Raw genomic sequence first — 13,076 nt, 5'->3', positions numbered from 1 at the left:
TTATTGCAACCCCAGGACGCTCAGAATAATGGAACCGATACAAACCAGATAAAAGATCGTAAAACCCGAAAAAGCCCATCGCTTGGTAATCACGGTGGCCAACAGGACGCAGACCATCCAGATCAGCAGTTTCGACGAATTCCATCGCCACAAATACACCATGATCATCGCTACCAGCATCAATAAGCCAATACGCCGCAAATGCGCCGCAAACCCCTGCATACGCAAGGATTGGACCCAAGCCACAACCTGAGGGCCCTCCAGAGCGGCTTTTTGAAGCCCCCGCCATCGCAGCCAGAGATGGAACGAATTAAACACGGCCAGGAAACCAACGATCCACCACTTGGCGCAAATTAAGGCGGCAGGGGCATCAAAGACAGACCGGCTGACCGTCCCAGTTGCTGGATAAGCCACCAGCAGTCCGATCGACAGGGCCATCAGCGCACAAAAAGGTCTCCACGTCCCCCAGAAAACATGGTCGCCGATACCTCCGAAAGCCGCTCCCATGCTGTCTTTCAACACGGTGATGGTAGGGTCATCTCCGGGACGATCCGCGCTGGCTTTCTCTTTCGAATAAACAACCCCCATGATGATGGGAGCAAAATAAGGATGCACATTAAAAAACGTCATATGCCGGCGGATGGCCGTCTGGATGGATCCGGCCGAGGCGTGGGCGCGCTTTAATAACGGAACCATGCTGAAGGCAAATCCCATATTCTGCATCCGCTCAAAATTCCAGATGGTTTGCAGAAAAAGCGAACGAATGAATGTTTGCAGTAAAGCAAAAATCATTGTTTCTCCGATTTGGATCGTGTCCAGCGCAACGGCCGCCAAGACGCCCAGCGCTGCTCCGGCTCGTCGGACAGGAAGAGTTCCAGCGTCACCCCCATGCCGGCCACAGGCAACAAAATAATCGCCATTCGAAGACCCGAGTCAATCCGGACGATGTTCGGCCAGTGAATGAGAAATTGCCAGACTCGTTCACCCGCCCAAAACATCAGTCCGTAAAATAGCGCATAGCGCGCCCAGGACCAGACCAAACCGAATAGAATACCCAGGGAGAGCGCCGGAGCAATTCGTTCATCCGACACCCGTTCAATTAAACGCACGAGCCGCGTATTCAGCCGCCGGGCCAATTGATCCATTCCGCGAAAAACAAATCCAAAAGGAACCGATAACATCAGCGCCAGAACGACCTGCGACAGCGAGCTTTGGGGAATAGAGCTCGCCCAATAGACCGCCAGCAAGGTGACCGCGGTGGCATCGTAGGGAATTCCGACTCCGACGGGTGTCACATCCATCCACAACAACTGAACGATGCCCCCCACCACCAAGCCGATAAAGACATGGCCGAGGATCCAGCCAAACAAGGGACCGCAGACGAGCGGCTGGGAAACCATCCAGGGACCGCATCCAGTGAAATCCAGCGCGATGAAGCCAGCCCACAGAGCCGCTTTGATGGCCGGAGGCATCATGAGGGTTGCGCTCCGACACGCCACGATCGAACGAGGGACTGCCCCGGCTGCAGGGGCACGCGCATGTGAGCCAGAAGCACGGTGCCCTGATAGGTTTTTTCAAAACCATCTTCGGACAGGGAAACCGTATGAAGCGGGAATTCCCAGAGATCGGTAGGCACATCAAACTGGACCTTTGCGACCAATCCAAATGCTTCATCCCGCCGCATCCAGAGTTGTTGTTGATGATGTTCCGTCAATTCCTGATGCTCCTGGGTGGCAAAGGCAAAAGCCATTTCGCATCCAAACCAAAGGTTGCAGACCGGTCCCTGACGATTTTCGATGCGGTAAATCACCTGCCAGCCCAGCGGGGGCAAAAGCGAGATGGTTTTCTCGACGGAAATCGTATTGCGCTGATCTCCGGACCAGACCGTGCCGGTCCGCGACAACCGAACCTGGGGATACGTATCACGGACCACATCCACCCGATAACCGGTTTTGACAAAATCGCCCTGTTCGCCATATTGACAGCGGTAAAAATCGTTAATCTTGGTATCGGGATGGAAAAAATGATCCAACAGGCTGGACCGCCGGTACCAATCCGTAAAGAGCCGTTTTTCCAGGGCAGGTTCTTTCATGCGCATGGCATCATGAATGGTTTTGACCCCATCCCCTGCGCCATACGATCCCGAGGGATGCTCCGACAGATGCCGGTGATACCCTTCAGGACGACGGGTCAAAACATTCAACAGATTGACCCCTTCCGAACGTAGATCCCACTCAAACATCGAACCTCCGGAGCGGGGTGAAAAGTAAATGTTCTGGTCCGGCGATTCCGCCAGGATTTCGTTCGTGCCGTCTTTGTCAAAATCCACTTCCCGCACAACAATTATTTCGTCGGCCTGCAAAACTTTATCGGCAAGCTGTTCCGCGCGCAAAAGCTCGCGATAAATCGCCTGGCGGAGATGCGGCAGATAAAGTCCGCCGAACACCCCGTGCCAGTAGGCGCAGTTGCATTGTCCCGCCCACAGCGCATCCATCATTTTTTGCGCTTTAGGGGAGACCCGCTCCAGTGTTCCTCCGAGCACTTCATTAGCACGATGAACTTTATCGGAAACCAAGAGCATTTTTTTGTGAAGGTTATTGGATTCGTCGTATTTCGTTAGAAAATTACGCCAATACCCACCGCGCAGGAAACGTTTAGAGGCTTCACTCCCCAGATGCGCGGGGATGTTTTTCTGCAGAGTCGACAAAGCCTCTTGCGAAGCGGCGGGCAACGTCCATTCGCTCATTTCGTAATAGGAAGAAGTCGGGAGATACACCCGTCCTCCCGGCGGGAAAGCATCCAAATAATCCGAAATACGGCAGGTTTTGATCCAATCGCCATTGCTCTCCAAAACAGTCAGAAACTTTTCCAGCCAACCGTCCTCATAAACATGGTGATACGTGTCAGGCCAAAAACCAAATTTTTCCCCATCGTCAAACATGGCCAGGGCTTTGTAACCCGTCGGGGTCGCATGTCGGCGCAATAAATTGATGGTTTCCCCCGGATCTTTAAACGGAATGGCATAGCGCAGATCCTGGCGGATAGGCAAAAGGTTCAGAGTGGCACCCTGTTCTTCCGTCAGATACGCTCCCGTCATGTCATCCTCAGTCATTCCCGTCGAGAAAAAGTGAGTGTCATCGAGCAATGTGTAGGTGATGCCGTTTTCATGAAGCACCTTCGCCAGATGCGGTTCCCAGACCCGTTCGGCCAGCCACATCCCTCGGGGTTTCACCCGAAACCGCTGGCGAATATACCGGGTCAACTTATGGATCTGTCCCGCCTTATCCGCATCCGGCAAGGCGGACAAAATCGGTTCATAAAATCCTCCAGTCAAAATCTCGACGCGGTTTTCACGCACCTGCAAAACGATTTGTTCAATATATTCCGGGTGGTGATGTTCGAGCCAGTTCCACAAAACCCCGGTGGCATGCAGATTCCACTGCAGCTTCGGATGCCGGATCATGGCTTCTAAAAAAGGCAAGTAGGACTGCTGATAGGCCTTTTCAAAAACAAAATCAAAATTGCCGATCGGCTGATGATTATGGCACCCCAGTATAAAATGGACTCTGTTCACCTCGGTTGATCCCCCCCCGTTGTCTGACGTTGTTGCCATTGTTCCAAATAAGGCCTTAAATCGACCGGCTCATCCAGAGGGAGCGGCCGGGCCTCCAAAATAACCCCGCGCGTGACCAGGATGTTGAGTGCGGCGACATCCTGATCATCCAGGCTGATCGCCCGCAAGATCTGAACGCGGCCTTCCTTAAAATGGATACCGCCCACATTAACCGATGCAAGCGGCGCCCCGTCCTCCAACAACCGCAGGGCGTCTTTCGGCGAAGAAACGAGAATCAGCGTCCGATCAGTCCTCCAGCCATGTTTTTTCCACGCCGCCGCCGTTTCCGCCAGACTCAAACAAATTAAGCTGACGCCCTGGGGAACCGCCAGCAGGTAGAGCGCCTGTTGCGTTTCGTCGACCGCGACGCTATCGCTGGCCACGACCACCTGCGAAATGCGGAGGGACTTGAGCCATCCTTCCACCACCTGACCATGGACCAGCCGATCATCAATGCGAACCAGCTCAACCGTCATGCATTACCCCAAACGCTTCAAGAGAAGTTCCTTCGGCAGGACGATGGACTTACGCCCGTCTTCCATCACACGTGTCGCCAGCGCCTTCAAATCCAACATCTGCCGGTGCGTGAAACTCGAGATCATCATGTACAGATTCACGCCGGACACCACCTCGTGCGGTAAACTTCTCGTTTTTAACAAAGCGGAGTTACAAGGAGTCCCACCGATCATGTCGACCAGAATCAGGCAACCCTCCGGAGCGTCAATGGTTTTGAACGCAGACTCCAAGGCCGCCGACAAATTATCTATTCCCATCTCCGACGTGACGCTCAGTGCAACCGCGTGTCCCTGCCGTCCGACAATGTCTTCCGCAGTTCTCAGAAGCTCTCGTCCAAAATGACCGTGGGTAATAATAATGAGGCCAATCATAGGATTCCCCTTAACGATCAATGTCCCGATGGAGGACATGGACTTTAAATCCATGGTCCAGCAGGTCTTCGCGCAGCGCATCCGCAATCACAACCGACCGGTGACGTCCGCCGGTGCATCCAATCGCGATCGTGAGATAACTCTTGCCTTCACCGATGTAATAAGGCAGTGACTCCGTAATCAGGCTGAAGAACTTGCGCCCAAGTTGCTGGGCCTGCCGGGAGGACATCACGTAGCGGCGAACCGCGGCGTCACGCCCTGTTTTAGGACGAAGATGCTTCTGGTAATTCGGATTCGGCATAAAACGGACATCCCAGATGATATCGACATCGACGGGTAGCCCGTACTTGTAGCCGAACGAAACGATCGAAATCTGCATTTCATTCGACCGGCGCCGCTCCAGGATACCGGAAAGCGTCATTTTGAGATCGGCCAGCGTCATGTTGCTGGTGTCAATAATCTTATCGGCAATTTCTTTGATTTTGAGCAGTCGCCGCCGCTCTTCACTGATCCCTTTTCGAACGCTGTTGCCCAAGGGATGGCGCCGGCGGGTCTCCGAAAAACGACGGATCAAGGTACGATCATCCGCATCGAGAAAGAGAATGCGGCAGGCCACCCCCTGCTGTTTTAACGCGCTGATCGCAGCCATAAAATCGCGGAGAAACCCCCCCTCGCGAATGTCGATCCCTAACGCCACGCGCCGCAGGGGTCGGCCGGATTGCGCGCAAAGCTCCGCCATCTTCGGAAGCAGGGCGATGGGGAGATTGTCGACGCAAAAGAATCCGAAATCTTCGAAGCAATTAATGACCTGGGACTTGCCGGCTCCGGACATCCCGGTCACGATCCAAAAGAGCACCTTGTCTTTTTTCATGGTTTCGTTTTCTGGCCCGAAGGCTTTTTGGCTGACTTCTTCGCCATCATGGCAATCAGCCGCTTATTAAATTCCCGGGCCGTATACTGTCCGCGATATTTCAGACGTTGATTGAGCGTGGCCACCTCCACCAGAACCGCCAGGTTCCGGCCCGGCCGGACCGGCATGACGATCTCAGGAATCCGGACACCCAGAATGGATGTGACCTCCTCGGAAAGTCCCACGCGATCATACGCCACGGTTTGTTTCCATTCCTCCAAACGAATCACCAGTTCGATCCGGGTGCGATCGAGAATCGAACTGACTCCAAAAACCTTTTGAACATCGATAATACCCAGACCGCGCAATTCCATATGGTGCCGGATCAGCTCGGCGCCGGTTCCAAAGAGAAGACCGCCCAGGCGCTGTTTGATTTCGACCACGTCATCGGCCACGAGCATGTGACCCCGTTTCAGAAGTTCCAAGGCGCACTCGGATTTCCCGATCCCCGAATCCCCGACGAGAAGCACCCCTAGCCCGTAGACGTTCATTAAAACCCCGTGGATGGTGCTCGTCGGAGCCAGTTTTTCTTCCAGATAAACCGTCAGTTCTCCGATCAGGTGCGCCGTGGTCAGACCGGAACGCAGGAGCGGCACCTTCAGCTGGTCAGCCACCTTGACGAGTTCCCGGTGGGGCTTCAGCCCGCGCGTCATGACGATGCACGGCAAATTTTTGTTGTACGACAGGACCCGGCGGAGCGTCTCCACCCGCTGAGCCAGCGGGAGGGTCGCCAGATACGAATGTTCACCCAGACCGATAATCTGAACGCGTTCAGACGGAAAATAATCCAGATAACCGCTGATCGCCAGACCGGGGCGGTTGATTTCAGAAACCGTCACCACCCGGCGTATCCCTTTGGATCCGGCCAAAAGGGTCAGATCCAGATCCGTTTGCTTTTCCTTCATAATGTCTGCAACCAGGAGAACCGCCATGGCGGATTAGTACTGATCCTCTTCTTTGATAATCTTGATCACTTCATTTGGATCTTTCACATCCCGGAGCGCTTGCCGGAAGAATTTGTCTTTCAGCAGCCGGGAGATGCGGGCGAGAGCCTTCAAATGCAGGCTCGCCGCATCCGGAGGCGCCACCAGCAGGAAGAAAATGTAGGCGGGTTCTCCGTCCAACGCGTCAAACTGCACGCCGCGCTTGGAGAGTCCGAAGGCCGCCACGACTTCGGCGGTCTGATCGGTTTTGGCATGAGGAATCGCGATGCCCTGTCCGATTCCTGTGGAACCGAGCTTTTCTCGTTCCATCAAAACATCGACCGTGGCTTTGGCATCCTTCACTTTCCCATCTTGCGCCAGCAGCTCGACGAGCTCTTCCACCACCGCTCGCTTGGTCGTCCCAGTCAGATCGATGCGGATCGCCGAGAGCTTAAGAAAGTCCAGGATACGCAACTTTTCCCATTTCTCTTCTTGATTCATTAACATGCAAGGCCTCCTGATAAGAACGTTATGAAACGGACTCCACGACACCATACGTTTTGTCGGGTTTCCGGTAAATGACTGTGACGCGTCCGTTTTCCCGGTTTTGAAAAATCCAGTGCGCGCTGTCCGATTGCTCCATCGATGAAATGGCCTCGGGAAGGGATAGCGGAACCAGGCGTAAAATCTTCTGACTGCTGACCCGGGGATCGTTCCGTTCCGAACCGAACACCGGGGGTTCGGCCATCCAGGTCTCCGGCCGGGAGCGTGTACGTTCCTCTACACGATGGCCCTGGCGCTTTTCCTTGTACCGCCGCAGTTGTTCGTCGATCTTATCACTGGCAAAATCGATGGCGGCATAAAGATCAGCGGCCGTTTTCTTGGCCGTAAATGTCCGGCCGGACGCGTGAAGGACGATCTCCGCCGTGTGCCGGTCTTTTTCCACGCTTAAAATGGCTTGGCCTGAAATAATCCGGCCCAAAAATCGGTCCGCTTTCTCAATTTTCTTCTGAACATAATCCGCAATGGCGGCTGTCAATTTCAAATGTCGAGCTGTTATATGAACTTGCATAATCCCCTCATAAGCTGAATTTTTCTCCGAGATATACCCGGCGCGCTTCCGGATCAGCCAAAAGTTCGCGGGCGCTCCCTTCCCTCAAAACACGACCCTCGTACATGATGTATGCCCTGTCGACGATCTCCAACGTATCGCGGACGTTATGGTCCGTAATCAAAACACCAATCCCTTTGGCTTTGAGTCCCTTCACAACATTCTGAAGGTCCGTGACCGCCAAGGGGTCAATCCCGACGAACGGCTCATCCAGAAGAAGGTATTGCGGATCGGTCACCAGCGCCCGGGCCACTTCGCAGCGGCGCTTTTCACCGCCCGATAAAGTGGCCGCCACCTGGCGACGCAATTTTTCAAGCCCCAATTCATTCAGAAGGCCTTCCATTTTCGCCCGTTTGTCCTCCTCCGGCCCTTCCCGCATTTCAAGAATAGCCAAAAGATTTTCTTCCACGGTCATACGGCGAAAAATAGATGGCTCCTGCGCCAAGTACCCGATCCCCTGGCGAGCACGCCGGTACATGGGATCCAGGGTAACATTCCTCTGATTTAAAAGGATCCGTCCCTGGTCAGCCCGGATCAACCCCACAATCATATGAAAACAAGTCGTCTTTCCGGCACCGTTAGGGCCCAGAAGCCCCACCACTTCTCCGGGTTGAACATCAAAATGAATACCCCTCACAACCGAGCGCCGCCCATAGGACTTGAATAAGGCTTCCGCTTGTAAACTCATAAATCCGGATTCGGAATCACGTGCCCGCGGACGTTGTCGATCAGACGGGCTTCCTTTGGATCGAGCAGAACCCAACCCCGGTTGCTTGTAAAATCAGCCGAACCACGGGTGTCCTTGACATGAATAAAGACCCCTTTTTTTCCCCAGAGATGAATGGTTTTATCCGTCTGACTATATTGGCCCTGCTCGGATCGCGTCAATAACCGCGTCCCCTGCCGGATCCGGACATTCTGTTGAGCCAAAATAGTTTTCTGACGCTGTTGCGCGATAATACGCTCGGCGTTTAAAACAACCGGACACGTATCGCGTGGCGTCTCCCACCGGGTCACCTCCGGTTCCCCCCACAACTCGCTGATTTCCTCATTCGGATCATATCGGGCGTGCTGGCCGGTGGCGACGATTTTTTCTCCAGAATCGCTGATCCAGGTCCCCCGGACATGACCGCGCGCCTGCACAAGGCCGGTGGCCTTCGTCCGCTGCATCCGGTCCGCTTCAAGCCGGTACGGAGACTGAATCAATACGACATTTCCGGTGAAAATGGTCTGTGCGCCGTTGTCCTGCATCTGCAGCTCATCGCTGGTGATGGTCGCTTCCAAAGCAGGCTCCACCGCCCTCAAAGGCCCGCCTGCAGAAAGGCAGGCGGCAACCCCCAGAAAACCCAGAAAAAACCTTACATCCTGTTTCATTGACGAACACCCTTTTTCATCGTGACTTTTTGCCGGCTGATTTTAATATCCTTCAGACTGGGATCCGATTCAAAGCTCTGGCCTTCCGTTACGGAGTCCGGCTTTTCCAAACGGACCGGTTCGTTGGAAAAGATTTTCTGCTTCTGCGGATCATAACGAAGACGTTCGGTCGTGAGCGTTGCGCTGTCGGCCGTCACCACCCGGACGCTTCCCCACGCTTCAATCTCATGGGTTTGGAGGAATATCTTTCCAGCCTGCGACCACAACTGAGAAGAAATCTGCGCCTCCTTGAAAAAGGTGACATGCGGGAAGTCGACATCCGCCACCTGCTCTTTTTCAAAAATGCGGGCTTCCGTGGACTGCAACATCATCGTTCGCACACCCTTCTGCACATCGTTCAGCTCAAAATTTTGCAGAACCTGAGTGGCCACCGCTTTATCGGGTGCTGGGGGTTGTGAAGGAACCGTTTTCTGGCAGGCCGCACCCCCGAACACTAAACCCGCAAGGATACAGGCATGCCACTGATTCAAAGCAGCCCTTCCGACAAGAGGTCGCGTTCATCCAATAACCCGATCGGGCGTCCCCGCTCATCCACCACGGGCATGTTATCGCAACGATAACGATGAAGCGCCTGGGCCGCGTCCCCCAACCGTGCATCCGACGACAGGACATGCGGACGTTCCGTCATCACGTCCTTCATTTTCCTGGTTAATAACTGGGGGTCCCGGGGTGCCAATCGACGAAAATCACCATCCGTAAAATAACCCATCAGCCGGCCGGCTTGATTCACCACGCTGGCCGCTCCCGTCCGGGTACGCGTCATGATTTGCAGGCCTTCTCGTACCGTTTGATCGACACGGACCACAGGATTTCCACGGCCTTTGTGCATGACCTCTTTAACGGTCCACAGGAGCCGCTTCCCCAGCACGCCGCCCGGATGAAGTCGTGCGAAATCCTCCGCTTTGAACCCGCGCGTATCCATTACCGTCATGGCCAGGGCATCACCCAGAGCCAGCATGGCCGTCGTCGACGTGGTGGGGGTCAGATTGTAAGGACAGGCTTCTCGTTTGACATTCACACGAAGCGTCACGTCCGCCGTCCGCGCCAGCCGGGAGTGCGGCCGGGCGGTCATGGCAATCAGCGGAACCTCCATCGCTTTAATGGAAGGCAATAGCCGCTTCAGTTCTTCGGTTTCACCGGAAAAGGATAACGCCAGGACCACGTCGCGGGGCGTAATCATGCCGAGATCGCCGTGCATTCCTTCAGACGGATGTACAAAGGTCGACGGTGTACCGGTCGACGCCAACGTGGCGGTAATCTTGCGGCCGATCAGACCCGACTTTCCAACCCCGAGAACCACCACGCGTCCAGTACAACGAGAGATCAACCGAACCGCCTTGAGGAACGACTGATCGATGACACGCGCCTGCGCGGCCACGCAACGGGCTTCCAAAGAAATAACGCGCCGGGCGCGCTGAATCAGCGCCGCATCACTTTTGACCACTAGAAGAACTCCCTCCGTGCATCCAAGGTGTAATTTCCGGCGGCAGGTGGCGAACATAAGGCTTCAAAAGCATCCGCACGACAACAAAAACGACTGCCAAAACAATGTAAATAGCAATCAATGTTCGCCGATGCCACGCCCACGTCGGCTGCCATAAGGGCGACAGCTGCAGATCCATTCCACACTTGCGACAAGACTTCGCCTGATCCTTGTTATCCGTCAGACATTGAGGGCATTTCACCTTCGCCTCCCTGTTTTCTCATGGTACCGATGTAATGATTTCGCCACCTTATCAAGAGTCTGGAGCTCACGCACAAACCGCGGCAACGCGGCCAGCGGCAGGTTATTGGGACCATCCGAGAGCGCCTTCTCAGGCAACGGATGAACCTCGCAGAAAACAGCGGCGATACCCACCGCCACCGCCGCACGCGCCAACGGGACAAGATACTCCCGCTGGCCACCGGAGGCGTGACCCAATCCGCCGGGGAGTTGGACGCTATGCGTTGCATCATAAATCACCGGATACCCGAACTGCTTCATGACAGCCAATGACCGCATATCTACCACGAGGTTGTTGTACCCGAAGGAAATTCCCCGTTCCGTTAAAAGGATTTTCCGGTTTCCGGTGGACTCAATTTTTCGAACCACCTGTTCCATGTCCCAGGGGGCCAGGAACTGCCCCTTTTTTACATTAACGATGCACCCGCTTTCGCCGCATGCCAGAAGGAGATCCGTCTGCCGGCAAAGAAAAGCCGGTACTTGAATCACATCGACCACCTGCGCCACACGAGCCACATCGTTCGCGCAATGAACATCCGTCAGAACAGGACACCCGACTTCCTCTTTGACCTGACGTAAGGTGGCCAATCCCCTCTCCAGGCCCGGCCCGCGAAACGACCCTCCCGAACTCCGGTTGGCTTTGTCATAGGACGCCTTAAAAACGAAGGAAATCCTCCTCTCACGCGCCACTCGAGCCAGCCGCTTCGCCAGAGCCACTGTGAACGTGGAATCCTCAATCACGCAGGGACCCGCGATCAACGCCAACGATCCTTCGTTGGAAAATCGAATATGGCCCAGCTCTACGGATACGACCGGTTTCGTTTTCATCAAGCGTTGACGACAGGCACGGGAGCCGGTTCACGGTTGAGCGTGTGTTTAAAATCCAGCGCGGCGCGGACGAATCCCCGGAAGAGCGGATGCGGCCGCGTCGGGCGCGACTTGAATTCCGGATGGAATTGAACCCCCACAAAGAACGGATGCGCCGTCAGTTCCACAATCTCGGCCAGGTGGCGTTCCACGTATTCCCCTGAAATCCGCAGCCCGTGGCTTTCAATGGTCCGTCGGTATTTAGGATTAAATTCATACCGGTGGCGGTGGCGTTCCTCAACCTGAGATTTTCCATAAACCGTGGCCGCCAGGGACCCCTGTTTTAAGCGACAGGGATATCCTCCCAGACGCATGGTGCCGCCCTTTTTATGGATGGCTCTCTGCTCCGGCAGAATATCGATCACGGGATAAGCGGTCTTGGGATTAAACTCCGTGGAATTGGCGTTTTTCATACGGCAAACGTTCCGCGCGAATTCGATCACCGCCACCTGCATTCCCAGGCACAGTCCCAAATACGGAATCTGGTGCTCCCGGGCGTATTGAACAACAGCGATTTTCCCTTCAATACCACGGTCCCCGAAACCACCCGGGACCAGGATTCCCTGGACTTCAGCCAGTTCGCGCTCCAGATCGGGCGACTCCACATCGACATATTTGATCTGCACGCGCGCATCGTTGGCAATACCGCCGTGGAGCAACGCTTCGACGACACTCTTGTAAGCGTCTTTGAGCTCCACATATTTTCCAGCCAAAGCAATGGTCACCCGTTTACGAGGGTTCTTGATTTTCTCAACCATTTCCGCCCATTCTTGCATTCCCTGCCGATGACTCCGTTGTCGTAGCTGCATGAGGGCCAGTTCATCCAGCCCTTCCCGTTCAAAGGCCAGCGCCACCTCATAAATGGTCGACACATCCCGCGCCTCCACTACCGCTTCCACGGGGACACTGCAGAAGAGACTGATTTTAGCCCGCAGCTCTTCTTCCAGAGGCCGCTCCGTCCGGCAGACAATGATATCGGGTTCAATTCCGATTTCACGCAGCTTTCCAACGCTGTGCTGGGTCGGTTTGGTTTTCATCTCTTCGGAAGAACGAATGTAGGGCACCAGCGTCACATGAATATACAGCACGTTATCCCGCCCGACATCGAGCCGCATCTGCCGGATGGCCTCCAAAAATGGAAGGCTTTCGATGTCGCCGACGGTTCCGCCGACTTCAACGATCACAATATCTTTGTTCGGGCCGAGCTGCAGGATACGCGATTTGATTTCGTTGGTGATATGCGGGATCACCTGAACGGTCTTGCCCAGGAACTCGCCGCGTCGCTCCTTGCTGATGACGGTATCGTAGATCTGACCCGCCGTGCAGTTGTTCTTGCGGCACATGTCCTGGTCCAGATAACGCTCGTAGTGACCCAGGTCGAGATCGGTCTCTGCGCCGTCTTCCGTGACAAAGACTTCACCGTGCTGGTAGGGACTCATGGTGCCTGGATCGACGTTAAAGTACGGATCAAACTTCAGCATGTCGATCCGCAGGCCCCGCGATTTGAGCAAGCGCGCCAGGGAAGCCGCGGTAATCCCTTTTCCAAGAGATGACACCACTCCGCCGGTTACGAAAATATATTTAGTCATTTAAATGTTTTCCCTGACA

The 13,076-nt window shown here is 54.8% G+C and carries 15 protein-coding genes; all 15 read right to left on the bottom strand.

The window, feature by feature from the left end; genetic code table 11:
* Entirely contained in the window at positions 1–792 is a 792-nt protein-coding gene (locus WC859_06955) for a PTS system mannose/fructose/sorbose family transporter subunit IID (protein ID MFA5975891.1), read from the bottom strand.
* Positions 789–1,475, bottom strand: coding sequence for a PTS sugar transporter subunit IIC (locus WC859_06950; GenBank protein ID MFA5975890.1), 687 nt, complete (start codon positions 1,473–1,475; stop codon positions 789–791). The genes WC859_06955 and WC859_06950 overlap by 4 nt, the downstream gene beginning before the upstream one ends.
* Positions 1,472–3,574, bottom strand: coding sequence for an alpha-amylase/4-alpha-glucanotransferase domain-containing protein (locus WC859_06945; GenBank protein ID MFA5975889.1), 2,103 nt, complete (start codon positions 3,572–3,574; stop codon positions 1,472–1,474). Before WC859_06945 ends, WC859_06950 begins: the two co-directional genes overlap by 4 nt.
* Positions 3,571–4,089 carry a PTS sugar transporter subunit IIB gene (locus WC859_06940; protein ID MFA5975888.1) on the bottom strand — a complete coding sequence of 173 codons (519 nt, stop codon included), beginning with the start codon at positions 4,087–4,089 and terminating at the stop codon, positions 3,571–3,573. The genes WC859_06945 and WC859_06940 overlap by 4 nt, the downstream gene beginning before the upstream one ends.
* A 3-nt stretch (positions 4,090–4,092) precedes the next feature.
* The gene (locus WC859_06935) at positions 4,093–4,500 is read right to left on the bottom strand and encodes a hypothetical protein (protein MFA5975887.1); all 408 of its coding nucleotides are present in this window, start codon (positions 4,498–4,500) and stop codon (positions 4,093–4,095) included.
* 10 nt (positions 4,501–4,510) lie between these two features.
* Complete coding sequence (rapZ, locus tag WC859_06930; GenBank protein ID MFA5975886.1) at positions 4,511–5,371, bottom strand: RNase adapter RapZ; 861 nt, start codon at positions 5,369–5,371, stop codon at positions 4,511–4,513.
* Positions 5,368–6,342 (bottom strand): HPr(Ser) kinase/phosphatase, encoded by a 975-nt coding sequence (gene hprK, locus WC859_06925; GenBank protein ID MFA5975885.1) that lies wholly within the window; start codon positions 6,340–6,342, stop codon positions 5,368–5,370. The genes rapZ and hprK overlap by 4 nt, the downstream gene beginning before the upstream one ends.
* Before the next feature lie 6 nt (positions 6,343–6,348).
* Positions 6,349–6,840, bottom strand: a complete 492-nt coding sequence (locus tag WC859_06920; protein ID MFA5975884.1) for a PTS sugar transporter subunit IIA — start codon at positions 6,838–6,840, stop codon at positions 6,349–6,351.
* A 22-nt stretch (positions 6,841–6,862) separates the two neighbouring features.
* Entirely contained in the window at positions 6,863–7,405 is a 543-nt protein-coding gene (gene raiA / locus WC859_06915; protein ID MFA5975883.1) for a ribosome-associated translation inhibitor RaiA, read from the bottom strand.
* A gap of 7 nt (positions 7,406–7,412) precedes the next feature.
* Positions 7,413–8,132, bottom strand: coding sequence for an LPS export ABC transporter ATP-binding protein (gene lptB, locus WC859_06910; GenBank protein MFA5975882.1), 720 nt, complete (start codon positions 8,130–8,132; stop codon positions 7,413–7,415).
* Positions 8,129–8,818 carry an LptA/OstA family protein gene (locus WC859_06905; GenBank protein ID MFA5975881.1) on the bottom strand — a complete coding sequence of 230 codons (690 nt, stop codon included), beginning with the start codon at positions 8,816–8,818 and terminating at the stop codon, positions 8,129–8,131. The genes lptB and WC859_06905 overlap by 4 nt, the downstream gene beginning before the upstream one ends.
* Positions 8,815–9,348 (bottom strand): LPS export ABC transporter periplasmic protein LptC, encoded by a 534-nt coding sequence (gene lptC, locus WC859_06900; protein ID MFA5975880.1) that lies wholly within the window; start codon positions 9,346–9,348, stop codon positions 8,815–8,817. The genes WC859_06905 and lptC overlap by 4 nt, the downstream gene beginning before the upstream one ends.
* Positions 9,345–10,322 (bottom strand): KpsF/GutQ family sugar-phosphate isomerase, encoded by a 978-nt coding sequence (locus WC859_06895; protein MFA5975879.1) that lies wholly within the window; start codon positions 10,320–10,322, stop codon positions 9,345–9,347. The genes lptC and WC859_06895 overlap by 4 nt, the downstream gene beginning before the upstream one ends.
* A gap of 237 nt (positions 10,323–10,559) precedes the next feature.
* Entirely contained in the window at positions 10,560–11,429 is an 870-nt protein-coding gene (gene kdsA, locus WC859_06890) for a 3-deoxy-8-phosphooctulonate synthase (protein MFA5975878.1), read from the bottom strand.
* Positions 11,429–13,057 carry a CTP synthase gene (locus WC859_06885; protein ID MFA5975877.1) on the bottom strand — a complete coding sequence of 543 codons (1,629 nt, stop codon included), beginning with the start codon at positions 13,055–13,057 and terminating at the stop codon, positions 11,429–11,431. The genes kdsA and WC859_06885 overlap by 1 nt, the downstream gene beginning before the upstream one ends.
* Between the last annotated feature and the right edge of the window lie 19 nt (positions 13,058–13,076).

The organism is Elusimicrobiota bacterium, from assembly GCA_041660185.1.
Classification (GTDB): Bacteria; Elusimicrobiota; Elusimicrobia; order 2-01-FULL-59-12; family 2-01-FULL-59-12; genus JBAZWU01.
This window is presented reverse-complemented; position numbering and strand designations above follow the sequence as displayed.

What these genes read in the sequence shown, in the direction of transcription:
- WC859_06955 (MFA5975891.1), bottom strand. Translation starts at nt 792, where the DNA reads ATGATTTTTGCTTTACTGCAAACATTCATTCGTTCGCTTTTTCTGCAA.
- WC859_06950 (MFA5975890.1), bottom strand. Translation starts at nt 1,475, where the DNA reads ATGATGCCTCCGGCCATCAAAGCGGCTCTGTGGGCTGGCTTCATCGCG.
- WC859_06940 (MFA5975888.1), bottom strand. Translation starts at nt 4,089, where the DNA reads ATGACGGTTGAGCTGGTTCGCATTGATGATCGGCTGGTCCATGGTCAG.
- WC859_06935 (MFA5975887.1), bottom strand. Translation starts at nt 4,500, where the DNA reads ATGATTGGCCTCATTATTATTACCCACGGTCATTTTGGACGAGAGCTT.
- rapZ (MFA5975886.1), bottom strand. Translation starts at nt 5,371, where the DNA reads ATGAAAAAAGACAAGGTGCTCTTTTGGATCGTGACCGGGATGTCCGGA.
- hprK (MFA5975885.1), bottom strand. Translation starts at nt 6,342, where the DNA reads ATGGCGGTTCTCCTGGTTGCAGACATTATGAAGGAAAAGCAAACGGAT.
- WC859_06920 (MFA5975884.1), bottom strand. Translation starts at nt 6,840, where the DNA reads ATGTTAATGAATCAAGAAGAGAAATGGGAAAAGTTGCGTATCCTGGAC.
- raiA (MFA5975883.1), bottom strand. Translation starts at nt 7,405, where the DNA reads ATGCAAGTTCATATAACAGCTCGACATTTGAAATTGACAGCCGCCATT.
- lptB (MFA5975882.1), bottom strand. Translation starts at nt 8,132, where the DNA reads ATGAGTTTACAAGCGGAAGCCTTATTCAAGTCCTATGGGCGGCGCTCG.
- WC859_06905 (MFA5975881.1), bottom strand. Translation starts at nt 8,818, where the DNA reads ATGAAACAGGATGTAAGGTTTTTTCTGGGTTTTCTGGGGGTTGCCGCC.
- kdsA (MFA5975878.1), bottom strand. Translation starts at nt 11,429, where the DNA reads ATGAAAACGAAACCGGTCGTATCCGTAGAGCTGGGCCATATTCGATTT.
- WC859_06885 (MFA5975877.1), bottom strand. Translation starts at nt 13,057, where the DNA reads ATGACTAAATATATTTTCGTAACCGGCGGAGTGGTGTCATCTCTTGGA.